We start from the raw sequence: 21,533 nt of genomic DNA on the forward strand, positions 1-21,533 counted from the left end.
CTAAAGCAGAATTTTAGTTCCGTTTTTATTTTTACAAAATAAGCTTCACTTCCTTTAATTGATATTTTTGAATTTTTTCGCTTTCAGTTTCTACTAAAAGTTCTCCCAAGTCGCTAACCCCTTTTATAATTCCATTAAAACGAAATCCGTTTTGATCTTCAAATACCGAAATAACATCTTTCCTAAATAGTCGATCTTCAAAAAGTTTTTTCGTTTCGGCAAAATCATCAACAGAAAGATTTTCCAAACGTTTAGTCAAGGCCTTTAATACTACTTGTAAAACTTCATCCAAAATAAATTCCCTGCCAGCTTCGAGCTTCATAGAGCTTGCTAGCGGCAAATCTGGGAAAGAAGAAACGTTCACATTTAGTCCAATTCCTATAATTGAATATTGTACATTACTGCCTTTAAGTACATTTTCAATTAAAATACCGCCAATTTTTTTTTTGGCTGACATTATGTCGTTAGGCCATTTTACAGAAAGATTCGGGATATTTAGATTATTTAAAGCATCATAAATCGCAGTTGAAACAGCCATTGAAATAATAAAATGATGCTCTGTTGTCAACCCTTTAAAATCTTTAAACACACTAAATGTAAGGCTTTGTCCTTGTTTTGAAAACCAAGAAGCTCCCATTTGTCCACGCCCGGAAGTTTGTTGTTCAGCTAGTACTACAGTATGATCTGAAAGCAAGTTTTCACGCAGTAACTCCTTCATATACGAGTTGGTTGAATGGGTGGCATTAAGTTTGATTATCTTCAAAACAATAATTTAGTTTAGTATTACTTAATTTAAGCGGTTCAAGAAACAAAAAAGTAATAACTTTGCGAAATAGAAAAGAAAGATATTTAATGCAAAAAAAACAAGCAGGAACAGATCAACTTATTGCTCAAATAATACGAGGGATTGAAGATGTTAAGGGACAGGATATAGAAATCTTAGACCTAAGAGAGATAGAAAACACAGTATGTGACTATTTTATAATTTGCAATGGTACCTCTAACACACAAGTTAATGCCATTGTAAACTCAGTTCAAAAATCAGTAAGCAAAGAATTAAAGGAAAAGCCTTGGCACGTTGAAGGTAGCGACAACGCCGAGTGGATACTTATGGACTATGTTCATGTAGTTGTACACGTATTCCAAAAGCATATCCGTGAATTTTATGATATTGAAGGACTTTGGGGCGATGCAAAATCGGTTAAAATAGAAACAACTCATTAAAAAGAAGACTGCCTTATGGCTCAAGACAATAAAAACAAGAAAAACGAATCCAAAAAACCTAGGCCAAATTATTATTGGATTTACGGTGCTATAATTTTATTATTTTTTGGATTACAAATCTTTGGTGGTGGTAGCTGGTCTCAGCCTGCCAAAACCAATCAAGCGCAATTTGAAGAATTTTTAAAGGCTGGTGATGTTGAACGCGTTGAGGTAATCAACAAAAAAATTGCTAAGGTGTACCTTACCGAAGAAGCCAAAGCAAAAGAAATACACGCTCCTAAAGGAAATGCACCCTCTTTTTTAGAGCCAGGCACCAATGATGCAACTTACCAGTTTGAATTTGGAGACTTACAGTTATTTCAAAAAGATTTTCAACAAATAAAAGCTGAAAACGATTTAACTACTAGCTTAAACTTTGATACAGACACTAACGTATGGGGTGATATTTTAATGGGAATTCTTCCATTTGTAATCATTATTGCAATTTGGATTTTCATTATGCGTAGAATGTCTTCTGGTGCTGGAGGTGGTGGTCCTGGCGGACAATTGTTCAACATAGGGAAGTCTAAGGCTAAACTATTTGACGAAAAAACCGATATCAAAACTTCCTTTAAAGATGTTGCAGGATTAGAAGGTGCAAAGGAAGAAGTTCAAGAAATTGTAGACTTCCTAAAAAACCCAGAGAAATACACGTCTCTAGGAGGTAAAATTCCTAAAGGTGCATTACTAGTTGGTCCTCCAGGTACAGGTAAAACTCTTTTAGCTAGAGCCGTTGCAGGAGAAGCTAAAGTACCTTTCTTCTCACTTTCAGGTTCAGATTTCGTTGAAATGTTTGTGGGTGTAGGTGCCTCACGTGTACGTGATTTATTTAAACAAGCTAAAGAAAAATCTCCAGCAATTATATTTATTGATGAGATTGACGCAATTGGTCGTGCACGTGGAAAAAATAATTTTTCAGGTGGAAACGACGAGCGCGAAAATACATTAAACCAGCTATTAACCGAGATGGATGGTTTTGGAACAGACTCTAATGTTATTGTACTTGCTGCGACAAACAGAGCAGATGTTCTAGATAAAGCTTTAATGAGAGCAGGTCGATTTGACAGACAGATTTATGTCGATCTTCCAGACGTTCGCGAAAGAAAAGAAATTTTTGAAGTGCATTTGCGACCTTTAAAAAAGGCAGAAGACTTAGACACAGATTTCTTATCAAAACAAACACCAGGTTTCTCTGGAGCGGATATAGCAAACGTTTGTAACGAAGCTGCTTTAATTGCTGCTAGAAAAGGTAAACCATCTGTTGGAAAACAAGATTTCCTTGATGCGGTAGATAGAATAGTTGGTGGTCTTGAAAAGAAAAATAAAATAATGACTATGGACGAGAAGCGCGCCATTGCATTCCACGAAGCTGGTCACGCCACTGTAAGTTGGATGCTAGAACACGCTGCCCCATTAGTTAAAGTAACAATTGTACCACGTGGACAATCTCTAGGTGCTGCTTGGTATTTACCAGAAGAAAGACTAATTATTCATCCAGAACAAATGTTGGATGAAATGTGTGCTGCCCTAGGTGGTCGTGCTGCAGAGAAGGTTATTTTTGACCGAATTTCTACAGGCGCTTTAAGCGATTTAGAAAAAGTTACTAAACAAGCTCGAGCAATGGTTACTATTTACGGTCTTAATGATAAGGTTGGAAACCTAACCTATTACGATAGCAGTGGTCAATCTGAATACAATTTCTCTAAGCCATACAGCGAAAAAACTGCTGAACTTATTGATCAGGAAATTTCAAAACTTATTGAAGAACAGTATGATCGTGCGGTTAGAATTCTTGAAGAAAATAAGGATAAACTTACAGAATTAGCAAATGTGCTTTTAGAAAAAGAAGTTATTTTCAAAGACAACCTTGAAAAAATATTTGGAGAGCGTCCATTTCAAAAACCAGAAGAAGTTCCGAGAGTGACAACATAATTATGTTGTCACTTTAGCGTTATTACTAATAATTACAGAACTAGTTGCTATACTTCAAAATGTATTTTATATCTTTGAAGTAAACGCATTTATAAACTCCTCAATTACTTGATTAATGAGTCTATTAAAAAGGCTTTTAAATCCAATATATAAAAAAACAGAAGCTAAGACTAAAACGTCTGAGTTGCCTGAGCACAGCACTTATTACCCTGAACAAAAACTTCCTATAGACGAGAAATTTACTTTCAATTTCAAAAATAACGGAGGTAAATTTTTATATTGTGAAAATTGGGAAGAGATAAAAGAAGCTTTTGATAACATCCTTTTAGAAAATGATTGGTACGAGCAAGATGTTTTCTGCCTTAATGAAATGCTTTCTGAAAAGTTTGACGGCTTTAACCTCAACTTTGTAAAAACTACAAATTCAACATTTTTTCTTACTACTTGTGAATCGCTTGTAGCTAAAAATGGTTCTATTCTACTTTCATCTAACCAGATTAAAGAAAAAAAATTAAGTGAGTTTCCTTTTAACATCGTAGTATTTGCAACTACTAGTCAGATTGTTGAGACTATAAGTGAAGGTTTGCGAATTATTAAAAACCAAAGCTTAGAACACATTCCAAGCAACATTACTACAATTCAGGACTTCGACACTGAAAAAGAAAAAGAAAAGGATTTTATGAGTTATGGAAGTAGCACAAAAAACCTATATTTGTTGCTATTGGAAGACTTATAAAATGAAAGAAACACTCGTAAGGACCCTTTCGGGCGTATTATACATTTCGATTATTATCATAGCAATGTTTACCTCGCGCGAATGGTTTATGGGGCTATTTTTCGTTCTTGCAGTAATTACCTTAAGCGAATACTTGAAACTTGTGCACTTAACTAGCTACTTAGCTTATTTTTTACTAGCAGCTGGTTTTTATTTTTTAAGCTATAATGTTTTCGACGATAACGCTATCTACCTTTTACTCATTCTAAGTGGTTTTGTAAATTTATTTCTCCTAAAAGACGTACTTTGGACAAGCAAAATCCCAATGTTTGAAAAGAAAAAATACATTACAGTAATATTTTATATCATTAGTGGTTTTGTATTTTTAACGCTAATTCCCGTCATGAATATCGATGGCAGGTTTATGCCAGAACTTATTGTAGCTGTTTTTATATTAGTATGGAGCAACGACACTTTTGCTTATTTAGTTGGAAAGAATTTCGGCAAACACAAGCTCTTAGAAAGAATCTCTCCTAAAAAAACTATTGAGGGTTTTATTGGAGGTATGTTAGGTGCTTTGTTAGCAGGATATATTATATTTAAAGTTCTAGAACATTATAGCCAATTAGATGCCTTAGAATATCCCCTATGGATGTGGATTGTAATGGCCTTAATTGTGGCTATATTTGGAACGATTGGCGATTTAATTCAGTCGAAATTTAAACGACAAGCCGGAGTTAAAGATAGTGGAATTATAATGCCGGGTCACGGGGGGTTATACGATAGATTAGATAGTATAATATATGCCAGCCCATTTGTATATGCATTTTTATTAATAGTTGACAATGTTTCATAAAGAAGGTTTTAAAATTATAATTATAGCTTTGGTAATTGTTATCGGGCTTAGTCTGTTGGCCAATGTGTTTATTGAACACCCAACTATTCGTGGGGGAGTAATTATATCATTAATTGTTCTGTTACTACTCATTCTACAATTCTTTAGAAATCCTAAAAGAAACTTCTCTCTAAACTCAAACCAAGTTTTATCATCGGTGGATGGAAAGGTTGTTGTAATTGAGGAGGTATTTGAAAAAGAATACTTTAAAGATAAACGTTTACAGGTTTCAGTATTCATGAGCCCCATAAACGTTCACGTAACCCGTTATCCTGTAGGAGGACAAGTTACGTATAGCAAATACCATCCAGGAAAATATTTAGTAGCCTGGCACCCGAAGGCTTCTGAAGAAAATGAACGCACCACCGTTGTTGTTAAAAATGATGTAATGGGTGAAATTCTCTTTCGACAAATTGCAGGGGCAATGGCGAAAAGAATAGTTAACTATGCCGAAGTAGGACAAGAAGTGGATCAAACAACAGATAGTGGTTTCATTAAGTTTGGTTCGAGAGTTGATATTTTCCTACCACTTCACGCCAAAATAAAAGTAGAATTAAACCAAAAAGTAAAAGGTGGAATTTCAATAATTGCTGAAAAATAATGACATCTAAAGAGTTAGATATCGCCTTTAAAAATGCCGTTAAAAGCATCAATGAACACAAAGATCCGTTTCCTGCCGATGTTTTATTACGTTTATATGCGTACTACAAACGCGCTACAAATGACGACCATCCCCCAAGTGGACGAAAGGCACATATATCCGCTTTTAAAACAAATGCGCTATTCCAAACTCGTGGCCTAACCCCTGATGAAGCTAAAGAGCTTTACATTAAAGCTGTAAAACAGTACTTTTTGTATAGAAAATAAATTATGACTGCTGGGCCTTATTGAATTTTATTTCATACGTCTCAATAGCTGAGCGAATTTTATCTACATTATCCGACGCCATTTGATGTGCCAACTCCATAGCCTCTTCCAATTCTTTATCTGGATGTTGAAACAAATCGGTAATAACATGATTAATTTTATCGAGAATACTTTCTTGACTGTTTTTAATGTCTTCTAATTTTTGAAGCATTGCTTTCATTTCATTATACTTAGCCTGATCCATAATTATCTATTTTACAGCAAGATACAAACTAAATTCATTCGAATTCAAGAAATTAACCTCGATTTAAAACTAATTGAATAATCTCTATAATATAATAAGCCTAATAGACCTACATATTTTAAGTTACAAATTCTATAAAAAAACGACCCCGAATGGGGTCGCACAATATAAATATTTATAGCTAACAAGATTTTAAATCTTCAAGGTTTTGCAAACTTAGCTTTTACCTTTATTTTATTTTAAACCGGACAGACTCGCTTTTAAGGTCTCAATCTTTGCAAGGGCATCAGCTTCCTTTTGCTTTTCTAAGGCCACAACCTTTTCAGGAGCGCCATTTACAAAACGTTCGTTCTTCAGCTTTCCTTGGACACTCTTTAAGAAACCTTTGGTATATTCTAATTCCTCAGTTAGTTTTGCGATCTCTTCTTCAACATTTATAGCACCTGCTATCGGAATAAAGTACTCATTACTCTTTGCACGGAAAGTTAGTGCTCCGTCAAGCTTTTCGGTAATATAGTTCAGTTCAGAAATATTTCCTAATTTAGAAATTACAGCGTCAAAATCTTTTGAAGCGTTATCGTTATTTAAAACTGACAGCTCAATTGTATCTTTAAAAGAAATATTCTTTTCTTTACGAATTGTTCTTATACCTGAAATTACCTCCGAAGCAAAATCGAAATCTTTAATAATCTTTTCGTCAAAAGGCTGAGCTTTTGGCCATTCTGAAACTATCAAAGCTTCAGAAGTATCACGTTTAGTTATGTGTTGCCAAATTTCTTCTGAAATAAAAGGAACAAATGGATGTAAAATTTTTAAATTATCTTCCAGCACTGAAATTACTTCCTCATAAGTTTTCTTAGCGATTTTTTCACCGTAAGGTGGTTTTACCATTTCTAAGAACCAAGAGCAGAAATCATCCCAAACCAATTTATAAGTAGCCATTAAAGCATCACTAATACGGTATTTACTATAGTGATCTTCAATCTCGGCAAGTGTTTTTTGAAATTTACTTTTATACCAATTTAATGCTATAACATCGCTTTGTGACTGTTTCTTGTCTGAGCAAACCTCCCAGCCATCAATTAATCTGTAGGCGTTCCATATTTTATTAACGAAGCCACTCCCCTGCTTACACAAATCTTCATCAAACATCAAGTCGTTTCCTGCAGGAGAACTTAAGAGCATTCCTACGCGTACGCCATCTGCACCATAAGTTTCCATTAAACCTATAGGATCTGGAGAATTTCCTAAAGACTTACTCATCTTTCTGCGCTGTTTATCGCGGACGATTCCCGTTAGATAAACATTTGTAAAAGGCTTTTCATTTCGATATTCATAACCTGCAATAATCATTCTTGCCACCCAGAAAAATAAGATTTCAGGAGCAGTAACTAAATCATTTGTAGGATAATAATAGTTAATTTCTTTATTGTCCGGCTCTAAAATCCCGTTAAAAACACTTATTGGCCATAACCAAGAAGAGAACCACGTATCTAATGCATCTGGATCTTGAGTTAAATCTGAAGTCTTTAATGCGCTGTTATTCGTTTTTTCTTGAGCAAGTTTTAAAGCTTCCTCAATGTTTTCAGCAACCACAAAGTCTTCTTTTCCATCGCCATAGAAATACGCTGGAATTTGTTGTCCCCACCACAATTGTCTTGAGATATTCCAATCGCGTACGTTTTCCATCCAATGACGGTAAGTGTTTATAAACTTCTCTGGAACTAGGTTTACATCTTTTTCAAGAACTGCATCTAAAGCAGGTTGAGCAAGTTCCTTCATTTTTAAAAACCACTGATCACTCAACTTTGGTTCTATTACAGCGCCTGTACGTTCACTTGTACCTACCTTGTGCATATGGGATTCAATTTTTGAAACCACTCCCATTTCTTCAAGCTCTTTTACAATTTCTTTGCGAACTACAAAACGATCTTTTCTTTCATAATGCAGTCCAAAACTATTTAAAGTTCCATCGTCATTAAGAATATCTACAATCTCAAGGTTGTGTTTATCGCCAAGAGCTTTATCGTTTTCATCGTGAGCAGGTGTTACTTTTAAACATCCTGTACCAAACTCTACATCTACATATTCGTCTTCAATAATTGGAATTACACGATTACAAACGGGAACAATTGCTTTTTTACCTCGTAAGTGTGCAAAGCGTTCGTCATTAGGGTTAATACAAATAGCGGTATCACCCAATATTGTTTCAGGACGTGTAGTGGCGATAGTTAATGTATCCTCACTACCATCAATTTTATAGTTTAAGTAATAGAGATTCCCTTGTTTTTCCTCATAAATAACCTCTTCATCAGAAAGTGTAGTTTTGGCTTCTGGATCCCAATTTACCATTCGGTAGCCGCGATAGATATTTCCTTTTCTATACAAGTCTACAAACACTTTTATAACAGAAGCAGACATTTCTGGATCCATTGTAAACTTAGTACGTTCCCAATCACAAGATGCACCAAGTTTTTTAAGTTGTTCAAGGATAATCCCTCCGTGTTTGTGAGTCCATTCCCATGCGTGTTCTAAAAACTCTTCTCTCGAAAGATTCGCTTTATCTATCCCTTCGGCTTTAAGTTTAGCCACTACCTTTGCTTCTGTTGCAATTGAAGCGTGGTCTGTTCCTGGCACCCAACAAGCGTTAAAGCCTTGTAATCTTGCACGACGAATTAATACATCCTGTAAAGTATTATTAAGCATATGCCCCATATGCAGTACTCCAGTAACGTTTGGAGGTGGAATAACAATAGTATAAGGCGTTCTTTCATCTACCTCGGAATGGAAGTAATTGTTCTCCATCCAGTAGTTATACCACTTATTTTCAATCTGTTTCGCGTTATATTTTGCTTCTAATGCCATACTTTGGTCTAGTATTTGTACTATGAATGGCAAAAGTAAATATATCTGTAGGATAATAAAAGGAATAAGTTATTTTGCAGAATCTTTAAAAGTTCGATACTTTTACAAATATTAAAAACCAAAAATCATGAAAAAATTAGCTCTAATGGCACTTGTTGCCTTTATCGGTTTTACCGCTCAAGCACAACAAGCAAAAATTACTTTCAATGAAGACACTGTAGATTATGGAACTATCGAAAAAGGTAGTGATGGTTTACGTGTATTTGAATTCACGAACACTGGTGATGCTCCACTTATTATAAGTGATGTAAAATCTAGTTGTGGTTGTACTGTACCAAAAAAACCTGAAGGACCAATTGCTCCAGGTGCAAGTAGCAGTATTCAAGTAAAGTACGACACTAATCGTGTGGGACCTATTAGAAAAACAATTACTGTATATTCTAACGCAAGCGAGCCTATGGTAGCCTTAAAGATAAAAGGTACTGTAAAACCAGCAGCGGCAAGTGTACTTGAAAAAAGTTAAATTAATATACTTCAATAAACCTAATCCGGCTGAAGGTAAACTTTTCAGCCGGATTTTTTTTAAAATAAACTTTTGAGTTTAAAAGTTACTTTTTGAATTTCGCCATCTCTTTTTATATGCATAGCAATTCGCTTGTCCTCTTCACTAGAAAACAAAGATATTAATTGGTATAATTTATATCTGTACGCTGGCTTGCCGTTAACGCTAACTATCTCATCATTTTCGACTATCCCGGCTAAGGCTGCAGGCGAACCCTCTCTTACGTCTACAACAATATAAACTGGTACAAGTGTAAAGTTAAATTCGGTGGTTATAGAAATACTATTTCTAGTTAAAGCCTCATTTCTACTATCAATATTTGTGTTTATAGCGGCTTGGCGTTCCTCTTTTACTAACTCCATTCCTCCGTGTTCCAAAGTCAACCCACTCATATTATAATGAAAAGGTTTGTTGAAGTTTCGGTTTTTCTTAAAACGAACAACGCTACCGTTATAATCGAAAGTTACAGTAAATCTACTTAAAAACCCACCTCCTATGGTTCCATCTCGATCTTCATAGAAGCGCGCTTTTAATATAGCAACTTCTTCGGGAAACGAGGCATTAACATCTTGTAGCCGGTAATCGCCCAATTTCAATTCTGGAACCTGCGCACGCTTACCAAAAATACTTCCACTTAAGCCTAGCCCTAAAAAATCATTAAAATAGTTTTTAGGATTTTCACTTATAAATCCCAACTCATCAAATAACCACAAAACATCGCTAGAACCAGAGTCTATTAATAAAGTTACTTCTTCTTGAATAGTTTCGGAAGCTACTTGTAGGTTGATATATGGTTTGCCGTTTACAAAATTGAGCGTAAGATCTTCACACTTTTTGCACTTTTTAAAATTATGTTTTTGAGGATCGTAAATGGTAATTACCTCGGATGCATAATTAATTTTTACTACGAAATTTTTAAAAAATTCATTTCCCAAGATACCGTGAATAGGCACCCCCATTCTAGGAGAGAAATTTAGAGAGCTATCGAATATCACGTATAGTGCATGACCGTTATCAATAGCTTCTCCTACTTTAATATTATTGTTTAAGCTCTTTAATGCTTCAACCATTCCCCCTGCCCCTAGACCTTGTAACTGAACTCGCGACGTGTTTTTCAACTGAACACTATCTGCAGCTTCTAAACTAAAAAGGATTGTAGACTTTACCCCAGTATCGAGAATGAAAGACATTGGCGTACCATTAATTTCGATTTCGATTACTGCTAGGTTATTTACTATTTTAAAAGGAATTCGGTCTTTTTTAGCCTTGTTTTCCAAAATAAATCCCGCCTGCGCCATCAATGAAGAAGAGCACAGCAACAAGATTAAAAACAATGGCTTATACAAATTGATAAGAGTATTGATGAATATCTCTTGAAGATATAAAAAAAAGGCGAATGTTAATCGTCTCAGATTAGTTTTATAAAATATATTTTGCAACTTTGCTGCTAAAAATTTTATTATGCCATCAGTATCAACAAAAGGGAAAAATATGCCGGAATCTCCAATCCGCAAACTAGTTCCTTTCGCCGAAAAAGCTTATAAAGCTAATAAAACTGTTTACCACTTAAACATTGGTCAACCTGACATTAAGTCGCCGGAAATAGCAATGAAAGCAGTTTCCGAACACAATCTAGAAATTCTTGCTTACACTCGTTCTGAAGGATCGGAAGAGTATCGCAAAAAGATTTCTGCATACTATCATAGAAACAATATTCCAGCTGAAGCTAATGATATAATTGTAACTACGGGGGGTAGTGAAGCTTTGCTTTTCGCCATGGGAAGTATCGCCGACGTTGGAGACGAAATAATTATTCCTGAGCCATTTTACGCAAATTACAATGGTTTTGCAACGGCATCTGGTATTTCAATTGTTCCTGTAATTTCTAAAATTGAAGACAACTTTGCCTTGCCTCCGATTTCAGAATTTGAAAAGCTTATTACTCCAAAAACAAAAGCTATTCTTATCTGTAATCCAGGAAACCCAACAGGATATCTTTATTCAAAAGAAGAAATTCAAACATTAGCTGAAATTGTAAAAAAACACGATTTATTTTTAGTGGCAGATGAAGTTTATAGAGAGTTTACATACGATGGATCTAAGCATTATTCAATTCTAGAAGAAGAAAGCTTGGCACAACACGGAATTATTATTGATTCGGTTTCAAAAAGATACAGCATGTGCGGTGCTCGTATAGGCTGCATGGTTTCTAGAAATAAAGAAGTTATTACTACAGCATTAAAGTTTGCTCAAGCTAGATTGAGTCCTCCTACCTTTGCACAAATTGCTAGTGAAGCTGCCTTAGAAACTCCACAGAGCTATTTTGATAATGTAATTACGGAATATCAAGATAGACGTAATACTTTAGTTAAAGCTTTAAAAGCTATTCCTGGGGTAACTGTAGGGGAACCAAAAGGTGCTTTTTATTGCATCGTTCAATTACCTATAAAAAACAGTGATGCTTTTGCACAATGGTTGCTTGAAGAATTTGACGATAATGGTGAGACCATCATGGTTGCTCCTGCCGCTGGTTTTTACTCTACTCAAGGCGTAGGATTAAATCAAGTGCGTATCGCTTATGTGCTAAATAAAGAAAGCTTAATTCGAGCAGTTGAAATTCTAAAAATTGCTTTAGAGAAATACAAGGATTAATGCGAATTGAAGAGAACAAATCGCTTAAAAATTACAACACCTTTGGTATCGATTGTACGGCTCGCTACTTTGTTTCGGTAGAAACAGTAAAAGAGTTAAAGGAAGTACTATCTCAAAATATATCAGATGAAATATTCATACTTGGTGGGGGTAGCAATATGCTACTTCCCGCCAAATTGAATTCGTTTGTTATACATTTAAACTTAAAAGGAATTGAGATTTTAGATGAAACCCAAAGTGAGGTAAGAATAAAAGTAATGGCTGGTGAAAACTGGCATGAATTTGTTCAATTCTCCATAGCTCACGAGTTTGGCGGGTTAGAAAACTTGTCATTAATTCCAGGAAATGTAGGTACAGCCCCTATTCAAAATATTGGAGCCTATGGCGTCGAACTGAAAGATACTTTCGAAAGCTGTACCGTTCTTGATATTGAAAATTTAAATGAAAAAGAGTTTTCAAATGAAGAGTGTAAATTCGGCTATCGAAATTCAATTTTCAAAAATGAAGCTAAAGGAAAATACATTATTACATCCGTAACTTTTAAGCTCACAAAAAAAGACCATAAGTTGAGTATTTCATACGGAGATATTCAGAAAGTATTAGCTGAAAAAAATATTCTGAATCCTGGTATTAAAGATGTTGCTGATGCAGTTATTGCTATTCGACAATCAAAACTTCCTGATCCTAAATTACTAGGTAATAGCGGTTCTTTTTTCAAAAACCCGATAATAGACAACGATACTTTTGAGGAATTCAGAAAAAAATATCCTGAAGCACCATTTTATAAAGTTTCACCTACAGAATTTAAAATTCCTGCGGGCTGGCTAATAGAAAAATCTGGTTTCAAAGGGAAACGTTTTGGAGATGCTGGAGTTCACAAAAAGCAAGCCTTGGTATTGGTTAATTATGGCGAAGCCACAGGCAAAGAAATTTGGCAACTTGCAATGGATATTCAGAAAAAAGTAAAAGACTTATCTGGAATTACAATAGAACCCGAAGTAAACATATTTTAATCGGCTGTAAGCACTCCACCAATAACGTAGCTTGTACCGCTAGAGCCTTCTTCTCCTCCTTGTAAAACTTTAACCTTCACCCCTTTATTATCGGAAATAATAATCTTATCATCTACTTTAGTTAATGTCAAACTTGTTCCTGACAATGTTTTTAATTTAAGTTTACCTGATTTACCAATACTTTCAGATAAAGATTCTTTAGAATGCACTCCTTCTACGATATGGGACTTTAAAAGGTCTTTTAACTTATCTAGATTTTCTTGTTTTGAATAAAACTTATTGTTTTTATCGGCTAAGGAATCTAAAGCTGTATTGGAAGGGCCAAAAACCGTGTAATTCTCATCATTTTTCGTAAGTTGAGTAGCCATTTCCGCGGTAACAATTAGACTAGCAAATCTTTTTAAATTTCTTTCATTCATAATTTGCGACATTACACTTTTTGATATCGCTACATCCTCTGCAGTTAACGCTTTCTTGGGAGCTCTATATAATTCAGACTTTTGAACTTCTTCGTTCTTCGTATTATCAGATTTCGAACTATTGTTTTCTTGGTTTTCATTTTTACAAGACGCTGCAAGAAAAATGAGTAGAAAAACAATAATTAATGAGAGTAATTTTTGCATTATGAAATTGTTTAAATGAAACCTAAAAATACCTAAAATCTGAGTGAAACAATAAGAAAGGTTGTACTTTTGCAGTCAAATATATTGTCATGAAACTATTACTTATAACATTAGTATTATTACTATTAGGTGTTGCAGGGATTGCAATAAAAATATGGGCTAAAAAAGATGGAAAATTTGCTGGAACTTGTGCTAGTCAGAATCCGTTTTTGAATAAGGAAGGAGAGTCTTGTGGGTTTTGTGGTAAAACTCCAGATCAATATGCCAACTGCTCTGAGGACACGCACAAATTGGAAGCTTCTAATAAATAATCAACTTAGAAACAAAACTCTTTAATCAACAATCTTAATTGCTACAGCAGCTTTAGGGGTTTCAATCGGATAAATTTATGGTGCTACTTTACGTTTTCGGCGCTGTTGCGTTGATTAACTGTGCTTATTATCTTCTTTTTTCAAAATTTTCATTCTTAAAACCTACCGAAAAGCTTGTTTCGGTTCAACATCCCGTTTCACTTATAGTTTGCGCCAAAAATGAAGCTGAAAATCTTAAAAAGCATATACCGCTTTGGCAACAACAGGATTATCCTGAATATCAAATCATACTTATTAATGATGCTTCTATAGATGATACTCTAGAAGTAATGGAATCGTTTGCTGAAAGTGACCCTCGAATTCAAATTGTAAACGTAAGAAACAACGAAGCTTTTTGGGGCAATAAAAAATACGCACTTACCTTAGGGTTAAAACGCTCTGTAAACACTCGTTTAATCTTTACTGATGCCGATTGCTATCCTTCTTCAAATAAATGGCTGGAGAGAATGGCGTCGAAGTTTACTGACCAAAAACAACTACTTCTTGGATACGGAGCCTATAAAAAACAACCCGGTTTATTAAATAAATTAATACGATTTGAAACATTGATGACCGCTGTTCAGTATTTTTCCTACGCTGAAGCCGGAACACCATATATGGGGGTAGGCCGCAATCTAGGCTACACTAGCACACTTTATTACGAAAACAATGGGTTTATGAGCCATATTAAAGTTCCTTCAGGGGATGATGACCTTTTTGTTAATGAAGCAGCCACAAATGACAATGTAGAAATATGTGTGGAACCGGAAGCGTTTACATATTCTATTCCGAAGACAAAATTTAGCAGTTGGATAAAACAAAAAAAGAGACACTACTCCACAGCCAAACTTTACAAAACTAAACATCGAGTTTTACTAGGAGCTTATTACCTCTTTAATCTTCTTTTCTGGTTATTAGGTGCTGCAACATTGTTTACCGAGTTATGGGTTTATGGATTGGTAATTATAATTATCAGACTTGCATTTCAGCATTTTATTATCGGATATGCAGCCAAAAAACTTAAAGAACAGGATTTAATACCGTTTATACTGTTTTTTGAATTATTTTTAATTTTCAGTCAATTAAGTATCTTTATTTCCAACAGCGGAGAAAAAAACCCGAGATGGAAATAACTTCAGAAGAAATAATCCAACAAATACAAAGTGCTAAAAAAGGAAAGCAAGGAGCTTTTAAATTCTTGCTAGATTTTTACTGGAATGATGTTTACGGCTTTCAACTTAAAAGAGTACGTAACGAACATGAAGCTGAAGACATCACCATTGAAACCTTTGCCAAGGCATTTGATAAGATTGACACCTTTGATGAGAACTACACTTTTTCAACTTGGTTGATTACTATTTCAAAAAATATTCAAATAGACAAATCAAGGAAAAAAAATGCTTCAATAAGTTCTCAAACTACCGATACATTTAACGATCACGCTCATAAAATTGTTGACCTCTCACCTACTCCCGAAGATAATTTAATTCGCGAACAAAATCTTGCAGAATTGCTGCGTTATATTAAACTGCTAAAACCTCATTATCAAGATGTGATTAATCTTAGGTATTTTCAGGAAATGAGCTATAATGAAATTTCTGAAACTCTTGACGAACCTCTTAACAATGTAAAAGTGAGATTGCTTAGAGCTAGGAAACTCTTAGCAGAAATCATAACCCAAAAACAATAGCAGAATTTCATAGTATTTTAAATTTTCTTCTTTATTCTTAACCTCTAATTAGTATTTCATTTTCGTACTTTTGCTAGTTATATGGAAACAAAGACAACTATCGGCATTAATGGTTTTGGACGCATTGGCCGAAACTTATTTAGATTATTAATTAATCATCCAACTATTAATGTTGTTGCTGTAAACGACTTAGCTGATTCTAAAACATTAAGTCATCTTTTAAAATACGATAGCATTCACGGTGTATTAAAAGAAACTATTTCATTTACTAGCGATGAAATTGCTGTAGCTGGTAAAAAGGTAAAGTTTTCTTCAGAAAAAAATATTGAGGACATCGCTTGGGGTGCTCTTGATGTTGTGATTGAATGCACAGGAAAGTTTAAAAAAAGAAATCAATTAGAATACCACATAAAGAATGGAGCAAAAAAGGTAATTCTTTCTGTACCTCCTCTTGATGATGACATTAAAACTGTTGTTCTTGGCGTAAACGATTCTATATTAAATGATGACGACATCATAATTTCAAATGCTTCTTGCACTACAAATAATGCAGCTCCAATGCTAAAAGTTATTAATGAACTTTGCGGAATTGAACAGGCATACATTACTACAGTTCACTCTTATACCACAGACCAAAGCTTACACGATCAGCCACATCGCGATTTACGCCGTGCAAGAGCTGCTGGGCAGTCTATCGTTCCAACAACTACTGGCGCCGCTAAAGCGTTGACAAAAATTTTTCCGAATCTCGCCGATGTAATTGGTGGTTGTGGAATTAGAGTTCCAGTTCCAAATGGATCTTTAACCGATATAACCCTTAACGTAAAAGAAGAAGTTACCATTGAGGAAATAAACAAGGCTTTTAAAATTGCTTCAGAAAACTCCTTAAATGGAATTCTTCAATACACCGAAGATCCTATTGTTTCAATCGATATTGTTGGCAATACCCACTCGTGTATCTTTGACGCTGAAATGACTTCGGTTATAGGGAAAATGGTGAAGATTATTGGGTGGTACGATAATGAAATCGGCTATTCTTCAAGAATCATCAATTTGATAGAAAAAATTTCAGCTAAATAGTTATACTTGTATTCGACTCAAAAGTTTAAAAATTTTAGTGAAATTCACCTAAACTCTTATTAATTCTATTTTTGAAATTTGCTTCTTTCCCATTCATAATTACCGTTTGAATTGGTAAATAATAAATCTCTGTAACATCTTTTAAAGACGCTAACCGCATAAAGTCTTTTTCAGTAGTTAAGATTAGTTTGTGAGTTTTAAGACTATCAATTTCTGAAGTTGTAAAATTATGATGATCTGGGAATGATTTTTCTTCAAACCTTAAGCCTCGCTGTTTTAAATAAGAAATTAATGGCTTAGGATTGGCAATACCTGTTACCAATAAAAATTTTTTATCGTTTAAATACTCGATGGGCTTGGATTGGTTTGCAGCTTTTATTTCTGAACCATAGCCAATTTTTGAAAAATAAACCTCTTGTTTTGAGGTAGGATTTAACTTGCGTTTTATGTGTTCGATATTCGATGACGAAATATCATTAGGACATTTAGTAACAACTATAAGGTGCGCTCTTTTAGCACCTTTTCGAGGCTCTCGAAGGTTTCCTACTGGTAAAACACAATCATCGGAATACAAACTGTCGTACGGGGTAAGTAAAATATTAAAAGACGCTTTTACTTTTCTATGTTGAAAGGCATCATCTAATAATATCAATTCTGATGTAGGTTGTAATTTTTCGATACCTGTTTGCCTGTCTTCACAAACTGCTACCGTAATTTCTGGAAATTTCTTTTTAAACTGAAGCGGCTCATCTCCAACCTCTTCAACTTTACTATTCACTAAAACTTCACGATATCCTGAAGTTTTTCTTTTATATCCTCTACTTAAAACAGCAAGTTTATGATTTTCCTTTAAAAAAGACACTAACAATTCAATCATCGGTGTTTTTCCGGTGCCTCCTGTAGAAAGATTTCCTACACATATAACGGGTAAATTATAAGCTTTACTTTTTAGCCAATCTTTATTGTATAGGAAATTACGGGCTGCAGTTATGCCACCGTATAAAATTGAAAATGGGAATAATAATTTCCGAAGTGATTTCATTCAACGAAAATACTAATTCCGGAATAAGTGCAAATCTGAAAAATCAATATTTAAGAATTAAGTGCTTTTTTGTATTTTCAATAATCCGTTATCTTTACAGAAAATAATAAAAATGAAGGTAAAAGAAGTTATTGGTTTCCTAGAAGAGCTATCTCCTCTAGCATATTCTGAAGGTTTTGACAATACCGGCTTACTTGTAGGCGATGAAAATGCAGAAGTTTCAGGAATTCTGGTAACATTAGATACACTAGAAGCGGTTGTAGATGAAGCAATCGAGAACAATTGTAACCTCATAGTAAGCTTTCATCCCATAATCTTTTCAGGTTTAAAAAAGATTACAGGTAAAACTTATGTGGAACGTGTAGTTCAAAAAGCCATTAAACACGATATCGCTATATTTTCAAATCACACGGCACTTGACAATTCCTGGAACGGTGTAAATACAATGATTTGTAAAAAATTAGGGTTAAGAAATCGCCAAGTCTTAATCCAAAAAAATGAAACGATAAAAAAACTCATCACTTTTGTTCCTATTGAAAGTGCTGAAAAAGTTCGAAATGCGTTATTTAAAGCTGGTGGTGGAAATATAGGGAATTACGACAATTGCAGTTTTAATATAAAAGGAATTGGAAGTTTTAGAGGTAATAAAGATTCAAATCCTGCACTCGGTTTAAAAGGAGAACTTCATTTCGAAGAAGAAACTCAAATAGGAATCACTTTTGCTAAGCATTTACAAAGTAAAGTTTTAAAGGCCCTTTTTGATGCACATCCATACGAAGAAATCGCCTACGAAATTACCACTCTAGAAAATTATAATCAACAGCTAGGAATGGGAATGATTGGAGAGTTTGAAACAGTAAAGTCTGAGACTGAGTTTTTAAAATTTCTCAAAACCACAATGCAAACCGACTGCGTACGTCATTCAAAATTATTAAAAAAACAAATTAAAAAGGTTGCAGTACTTGGAGGAAGCGGAAGTTTTGCTATTGACGCAGCAAAAAAAGCTGGAGCAGATGCATTTGTATCGGCAGATTTTAAATATCACGACTTTTTTAGGGCCGAAAACGCCATAATTTTGGCGGATATTGGTCATTATGAGAGTGAACAATACACAAAAGACCTTTTACATTCTTTCCTTAAGAAAAAAATCACTAATTTTGCACCCTCCTTGTCGGCAGGCAGGATTCTTATATCGCAAATAAATACCAATCCAATTAGTTATTTATAATTTATGGCAACAAAAACTGAAGTTACGGTTGAAGAGAAGTTGAGAACACTTTATGATCTACAACTTATTGATTCAAGAATTGATGAAATCAGGAATGTTCGTGGAGAGCTTCCTTTAGAAGTGGAAGATCTTGAAGACGAAGTAGCTGGAATGAACACTCGTTTAGAAAAGCTAAAGGCCGATCTTGAAGTGATTGAAGACCAAATTAAAGAAAAGAAGAATAATATTGAAGAGTCTAAAACTCTAATCAAAAAATATTCTACTCAACAAGATAATGTTCGTAACAACAGAGAATACAACTCGTTGAGCAAAGAGATTGAATACCAAGAATTGGAAATTCAACTTTCTGAAAAGAACATTAAAGAATTCCGTGCTCAAATAGAGCAAAAAAATCAAGTTATCGAAGAAACTCAAAATCGCTATAACGAGCGTTCTGAGCACTTAAAGCACAAACAAGCTAAACTTGATGAAATTTTGAAAGAAACTGAAAAAGAGGAACAAACTCTTATTAAGGAATCTGAAAAGTATGAGGCTAAAATTGAGCCTAGACTTTTTAAAGCTTACAAGAGAATTAGAAGTAACGTAAGAAACGGTCTAGCAATTGTTGCAGTTGAAAGAGGTGCTTCTGGAGGCTCTTTCTTTACTATCCCACCACAAGTGCAAGTAGAAATTGCAGGACGTAAAAAAATTATTACAGACGAGCACAGTGGTCGTATTCTAGTTGATCCTGATTTGGCTAACGAAGAGCGCGAAAAAATGGAGGCAATGTTTGCCAAATTAAAATAAGCGAATTCATTAAATATAACAAAGCCTTCACATAAAGTGAGGGCTTTTTTTGTACCTTCAATCTATGTTCTTGATGACCTATTAAACTCACTTTTGAAAATACTTACCATGAAAGGATTACCCATCTTAATTATAAGCATTCTTTTTTTCTCTTTACAAGGAGCTTGTAAACCTTCAAATGAAAAGAATAAAAAAATTGAATCTATAGCTCAAAAAGAGCAATCTCCTGTCCAAACAGAATCAATTAACGGCCTTAAAAAAGCATATTTCGCTAGTGGTTGCTTTTGGTGTGTAGAAGCAATTTATGAAAGTGTGATTGGAGTTAAGGAGGCGATTTCAGGATATAGCGGCGGCACAGTTGCTAATCCCACCTACCAAAATCATAAAGACCATGCAGAGGCAGTTGAAGTTATTTACGACCCTAAATTGATAAGTTACAGCCAACTTGTTGAGGTTTATTTTGGCTCCCAAAATATCACACAAATAAACGGTCAAGGGCCAGACCGTGGAACATCCTATCGTTCTATAATATTTTATCAAAACGAAGATGAAAAAAAGATCATTGATGATAAGATATCTCAACTCAATAAAGAATTAGACAGAGAAAAAGTTGCAGCCCAAGTTTTGCCATTTCAAAAATTCTGGAAAGCGGAAGAATATCATCAAAACTACGAACGCAATAATCCTGGCAATCCATACATACAAAACGTTTCTATTCCAAGGTTAAACAAATTCAAGGAAAAATTCCCTGAATTATTAAAAAAGGATCAAAACCACTAAACGCTATATTGTAAAGTTTAAGTTGAGTTAGGTTTTTGACAATTCTTAACTGCCTTAATCTCAAAAATAAGGGGAAACAATTTGTTAGGAAGCTCGAATAAACCTCTTGCATTTTCTATTAAGTCTGGGAAAATATTATAGGGTGAGGCATCGTGCTCTTTTAAATATTCAATATGTAAGCCAGCTTCCGTCAGTGAAGTTATCACTTCTCCTAATCCGTGATTCCAGCCGTATTCCTTACTAATCATATTAGAATTTGGATTGGCGTAAGTGCCTCTGTATTCTTCGTATATAAATTCTTTTTGTCGATAACCATATTTCATTGCAGGAGGTGAAACTCTATAATCGAACATCCAACCAATAGGATGAAATTCTACAATGAAAAAGAAACCTTCTGGTTTGAGCCGTTCCGAAATCATTTTTGCCCAAGGTTTTAAATCTGGCAACCAACCAATAGTTCCGTAACTTGTGAATACTATATCAAACTTTTCAGAAATATATTCTGAAGTTTCTAATACATTACAGCATATAAAGTTTGCGTTAAGGTTTAATCGCACACTTAATTCTTTTGCTAGTTTAATACCTTCATCTGATATATCAACCCCTGTACATTTTGCTCCCATTCGCGCTAAACTTAGAGTGTCTTGCCCAAAATGACATTGAAGATGCAGAATACTCTTCCCTGACACATCACCTAATGCGCTAACTTCATATTTGTTAAGAGAAGATTTTCCAGAGATGAAATCTTTCAAATTATAAAAGTCACTTTCAGCATGAATTTTTACTTTCCTATTCCAAGTTTTCCTATTGGTATCAAACTCTTTTTTAAACTTCACAACCTTAATTTTTTTTAAATGTAAGGAAAAGCTAAAATTTAAAATTGATAAATTTTTAATTTATTTTTTATTATATTCGTTAAAAACGGGTTAAATACATTACGAAGCAA

The 21,533-nt window shown here is 34.4% G+C and carries 23 protein-coding genes; 16 read left to right on the forward strand and 7 right to left on the reverse strand.

Annotated features, from left to right (window positions below; genetic code table 11):
* Positions 1–31 precede the first annotated feature (31 nt).
* Positions 32–763, reverse strand: a complete 732-nt coding sequence (locus RT250_RS00990; protein ID WP_313111308.1) for a biotin--[acetyl-CoA-carboxylase] ligase — start codon at positions 761–763, stop codon at positions 32–34.
* Between the two features lie 89 nt (positions 764–852).
* On the opposite strand from RT250_RS00990, the gene rsfS reads away from it, so the two are divergent.
* From rsfS to RT250_RS01020, 6 genes are all read left to right on the forward strand, one after another.
* Positions 853–1,224 (forward strand): ribosome silencing factor, encoded by a 372-nt coding sequence (rsfS, locus tag RT250_RS00995; RefSeq protein WP_139855865.1) that lies wholly within the window; start codon positions 853–855, stop codon positions 1,222–1,224.
* A 15-nt stretch (positions 1,225–1,239) separates the two neighbouring features.
* Positions 1,240–3,195, forward strand: a complete 1,956-nt coding sequence (gene ftsH / locus RT250_RS01000) for an ATP-dependent zinc metalloprotease FtsH (protein WP_313111311.1) — start codon at positions 1,240–1,242, stop codon at positions 3,193–3,195.
* 115 nt (positions 3,196–3,310) lie between these two features.
* Positions 3,311–3,931 carry an LUD domain-containing protein gene (locus tag RT250_RS01005; RefSeq protein WP_313111313.1) on the forward strand — a complete coding sequence of 207 codons (621 nt, stop codon included), beginning with the start codon at positions 3,311–3,313 and terminating at the stop codon, positions 3,929–3,931.
* Position 3,932: 1 nt separating this feature from the next.
* Positions 3,933–4,766, forward strand: a complete 834-nt coding sequence (locus RT250_RS01010; RefSeq protein ID WP_313111315.1) for a phosphatidate cytidylyltransferase — start codon at positions 3,933–3,935, stop codon at positions 4,764–4,766.
* A complete protein-coding gene (locus RT250_RS01015; protein ID WP_313111316.1) occupies positions 4,756–5,406 on the forward strand; it encodes a phosphatidylserine decarboxylase family protein in 651 nt (216 codons plus the stop codon). Before RT250_RS01010 ends, RT250_RS01015 begins: the two co-directional genes overlap by 11 nt.
* Entirely contained in the window at positions 5,406–5,672 is a 267-nt protein-coding gene (locus tag RT250_RS01020) for an acyl-CoA-binding protein (RefSeq protein ID WP_313111318.1), read from the forward strand. The genes RT250_RS01015 and RT250_RS01020 overlap by 1 nt, the downstream gene beginning before the upstream one ends.
* A 1-nt stretch (position 5,673) precedes the next feature.
* Here RT250_RS01020 and RT250_RS01025 read toward each other — a convergent pair whose 3' ends face one another.
* Together RT250_RS01025 and RT250_RS01030 are read right to left on the reverse strand one after the other, a co-directional pair.
* Positions 5,674–5,916 (reverse strand): hypothetical protein, encoded by a 243-nt coding sequence (locus RT250_RS01025; RefSeq protein ID WP_313111320.1) that lies wholly within the window; start codon positions 5,914–5,916, stop codon positions 5,674–5,676.
* Between the two features lie 234 nt (positions 5,917–6,150).
* A complete protein-coding gene (locus RT250_RS01030) occupies positions 6,151–8,781 on the reverse strand; it encodes a valine--tRNA ligase (RefSeq protein WP_313111322.1) in 2,631 nt (876 codons plus the stop codon).
* Positions 8,782–8,908: 127 nt separating this feature from the next.
* On the opposite strand from RT250_RS01030, the gene RT250_RS01035 reads away from it, so the two are divergent.
* On the forward strand, positions 8,909–9,304 hold the full coding sequence (locus RT250_RS01035) for a DUF1573 domain-containing protein (RefSeq protein ID WP_313111324.1): 396 nt from the start codon (positions 8,909–8,911) through the stop codon (positions 9,302–9,304).
* A gap of 59 nt (positions 9,305–9,363) precedes the next feature.
* On the opposite strand, the gene RT250_RS01040 is transcribed toward RT250_RS01035, so the two are convergent.
* Complete coding sequence (locus tag RT250_RS01040) at positions 9,364–10,689, reverse strand: aspartyl protease family protein (RefSeq protein WP_313111326.1); 1,326 nt, start codon at positions 10,687–10,689, stop codon at positions 9,364–9,366.
* Positions 10,690–10,804: 115 nt separating this feature from the next.
* On the opposite strand from RT250_RS01040, the gene RT250_RS01045 reads away from it, so the two are divergent.
* On the forward strand, positions 10,805–11,995 hold the full coding sequence (locus RT250_RS01045) for a pyridoxal phosphate-dependent aminotransferase (RefSeq protein ID WP_313111328.1): 1,191 nt from the start codon (positions 10,805–10,807) through the stop codon (positions 11,993–11,995).
* Positions 11,995–13,008 carry a UDP-N-acetylmuramate dehydrogenase gene (gene murB, locus RT250_RS01050; protein ID WP_313111330.1) on the forward strand — a complete coding sequence of 338 codons (1,014 nt, stop codon included), beginning with the start codon at positions 11,995–11,997 and terminating at the stop codon, positions 13,006–13,008. Before RT250_RS01045 ends, murB begins: the two co-directional genes overlap by 1 nt.
* Here the strand turns inward: murB and RT250_RS01055 are convergent.
* The gene (locus tag RT250_RS01055; protein ID WP_313111332.1) at positions 13,005–13,631 is read right to left on the reverse strand and encodes a fasciclin domain-containing protein; all 627 of its coding nucleotides are present in this window, start codon (positions 13,629–13,631) and stop codon (positions 13,005–13,007) included. The two genes, murB and RT250_RS01055, sit on opposite strands and share 4 nt — an antisense overlap.
* Before the next feature lie 89 nt (positions 13,632–13,720).
* On the opposite strand from RT250_RS01055, the gene RT250_RS01060 reads away from it, so the two are divergent.
* From RT250_RS01060 to gap, 4 genes are all read left to right on the forward strand, one after another.
* Positions 13,721–13,942, forward strand: a complete 222-nt coding sequence (locus RT250_RS01060) for a membrane or secreted protein (protein ID WP_313111333.1) — start codon at positions 13,721–13,723, stop codon at positions 13,940–13,942.
* A gap of 77 nt (positions 13,943–14,019) precedes the next feature.
* Positions 14,020–15,114, forward strand: a complete 1,095-nt coding sequence (locus RT250_RS01065; RefSeq protein ID WP_313111334.1) for a glycosyltransferase — start codon at positions 14,020–14,022, stop codon at positions 15,112–15,114.
* On the forward strand, positions 15,105–15,671 hold the full coding sequence (locus RT250_RS01070) for an RNA polymerase sigma factor (RefSeq protein ID WP_313111335.1): 567 nt from the start codon (positions 15,105–15,107) through the stop codon (positions 15,669–15,671). Before RT250_RS01065 ends, RT250_RS01070 begins: the two co-directional genes overlap by 10 nt.
* A gap of 81 nt (positions 15,672–15,752) precedes the next feature.
* Positions 15,753–16,751, forward strand: coding sequence for a type I glyceraldehyde-3-phosphate dehydrogenase (gene gap / locus RT250_RS01075; protein ID WP_313111337.1), 999 nt, complete (start codon positions 15,753–15,755; stop codon positions 16,749–16,751).
* A 34-nt stretch (positions 16,752–16,785) separates the two neighbouring features.
* Here gap and lpxK read toward each other — a convergent pair whose 3' ends face one another.
* Entirely contained in the window at positions 16,786–17,793 is a 1,008-nt protein-coding gene (gene lpxK / locus RT250_RS01080) for a tetraacyldisaccharide 4'-kinase (RefSeq protein ID WP_313111339.1), read from the reverse strand.
* Between the two features lie 112 nt (positions 17,794–17,905).
* Between lpxK and RT250_RS01085 the strand changes: the two genes are divergently transcribed.
* The 3 genes from RT250_RS01085 to msrA all read left to right on the forward strand — a co-directional run bounded on the left by RT250_RS01085 (position 17,906) and on the right by msrA (position 20,587).
* A complete protein-coding gene (locus RT250_RS01085) occupies positions 17,906–19,021 on the forward strand; it encodes a Nif3-like dinuclear metal center hexameric protein (RefSeq protein ID WP_313111340.1) in 1,116 nt (371 codons plus the stop codon).
* A 3-nt stretch (positions 19,022–19,024) separates the two neighbouring features.
* Positions 19,025–19,807, forward strand: a complete 783-nt coding sequence (locus tag RT250_RS01090; RefSeq protein ID WP_313111342.1) for a zinc ribbon domain-containing protein — start codon at positions 19,025–19,027, stop codon at positions 19,805–19,807.
* A gap of 108 nt (positions 19,808–19,915) precedes the next feature.
* Positions 19,916–20,587 (forward strand): peptide-methionine (S)-S-oxide reductase MsrA, encoded by a 672-nt coding sequence (gene msrA, locus RT250_RS01095; protein ID WP_313111344.1) that lies wholly within the window; start codon positions 19,916–19,918, stop codon positions 20,585–20,587.
* 17 nt (positions 20,588–20,604) lie between these two features.
* Here msrA and RT250_RS01100 read toward each other — a convergent pair whose 3' ends face one another.
* Positions 20,605–21,423, reverse strand: coding sequence for a class I SAM-dependent methyltransferase (locus tag RT250_RS01100; RefSeq protein WP_313111346.1), 819 nt, complete (start codon positions 21,421–21,423; stop codon positions 20,605–20,607).
* Positions 21,424–21,533: the final 110 nt, after the last annotated feature.

This window comes from Aequorivita sediminis (assembly GCF_032080575.2).
Lineage (GTDB): Bacteria > Bacteroidota > Bacteroidia > Flavobacteriales > Flavobacteriaceae > Aequorivita > Aequorivita sediminis.

Coding starts and splice junctions, on each gene's coding strand:
- rsfS (WP_139855865.1), top strand. CDS start 853: ATGCAAAAAAAACAAGCAGGAACAGATCAACTTATTGCTCAAATAATA.
- ftsH (WP_313111311.1), top strand. CDS start 1,240: ATGGCTCAAGACAATAAAAACAAGAAAAACGAATCCAAAAAACCTAGG.
- RT250_RS01005 (WP_313111313.1), top strand. CDS start 3,311: ATGAGTCTATTAAAAAGGCTTTTAAATCCAATATATAAAAAAACAGAA.
- RT250_RS01010 (WP_313111315.1), top strand. CDS start 3,933: ATGAAAGAAACACTCGTAAGGACCCTTTCGGGCGTATTATACATTTCG.
- RT250_RS01015 (WP_313111316.1), top strand. CDS start 4,756: ATGTTTCATAAAGAAGGTTTTAAAATTATAATTATAGCTTTGGTAATT.
- RT250_RS01020 (WP_313111318.1), top strand. CDS start 5,406: ATGACATCTAAAGAGTTAGATATCGCCTTTAAAAATGCCGTTAAAAGC.
- RT250_RS01025 (WP_313111320.1), bottom strand. CDS start 5,916: ATGGATCAGGCTAAGTATAATGAAATGAAAGCAATGCTTCAAAAATTA.
- RT250_RS01030 (WP_313111322.1), bottom strand. CDS start 8,781: ATGGCATTAGAAGCAAAATATAACGCGAAACAGATTGAAAATAAGTGG.
- RT250_RS01035 (WP_313111324.1), top strand. CDS start 8,909: ATGAAAAAATTAGCTCTAATGGCACTTGTTGCCTTTATCGGTTTTACC.
- RT250_RS01045 (WP_313111328.1), top strand. CDS start 10,805: ATGCCATCAGTATCAACAAAAGGGAAAAATATGCCGGAATCTCCAATC.
- murB (WP_313111330.1), top strand. CDS start 11,995: ATGCGAATTGAAGAGAACAAATCGCTTAAAAATTACAACACCTTTGGT.
- RT250_RS01055 (WP_313111332.1), bottom strand. CDS start 13,631: ATGCAAAAATTACTCTCATTAATTATTGTTTTTCTACTCATTTTTCTT.
- RT250_RS01060 (WP_313111333.1), top strand. CDS start 13,721: ATGAAACTATTACTTATAACATTAGTATTATTACTATTAGGTGTTGCA.
- RT250_RS01065 (WP_313111334.1), top strand. CDS start 14,020: ATGGTGCTACTTTACGTTTTCGGCGCTGTTGCGTTGATTAACTGTGCT.
- RT250_RS01070 (WP_313111335.1), top strand. CDS start 15,105: ATGGAAATAACTTCAGAAGAAATAATCCAACAAATACAAAGTGCTAAA.
- gap (WP_313111337.1), top strand. CDS start 15,753: ATGGAAACAAAGACAACTATCGGCATTAATGGTTTTGGACGCATTGGC.
- lpxK (WP_313111339.1), bottom strand. CDS start 17,793: ATGAAATCACTTCGGAAATTATTATTCCCATTTTCAATTTTATACGGT.
- RT250_RS01085 (WP_313111340.1), top strand. CDS start 17,906: ATGAAGGTAAAAGAAGTTATTGGTTTCCTAGAAGAGCTATCTCCTCTA.
- RT250_RS01090 (WP_313111342.1), top strand. CDS start 19,025: ATGGCAACAAAAACTGAAGTTACGGTTGAAGAGAAGTTGAGAACACTT.
- msrA (WP_313111344.1), top strand. CDS start 19,916: ATGAAAGGATTACCCATCTTAATTATAAGCATTCTTTTTTTCTCTTTA.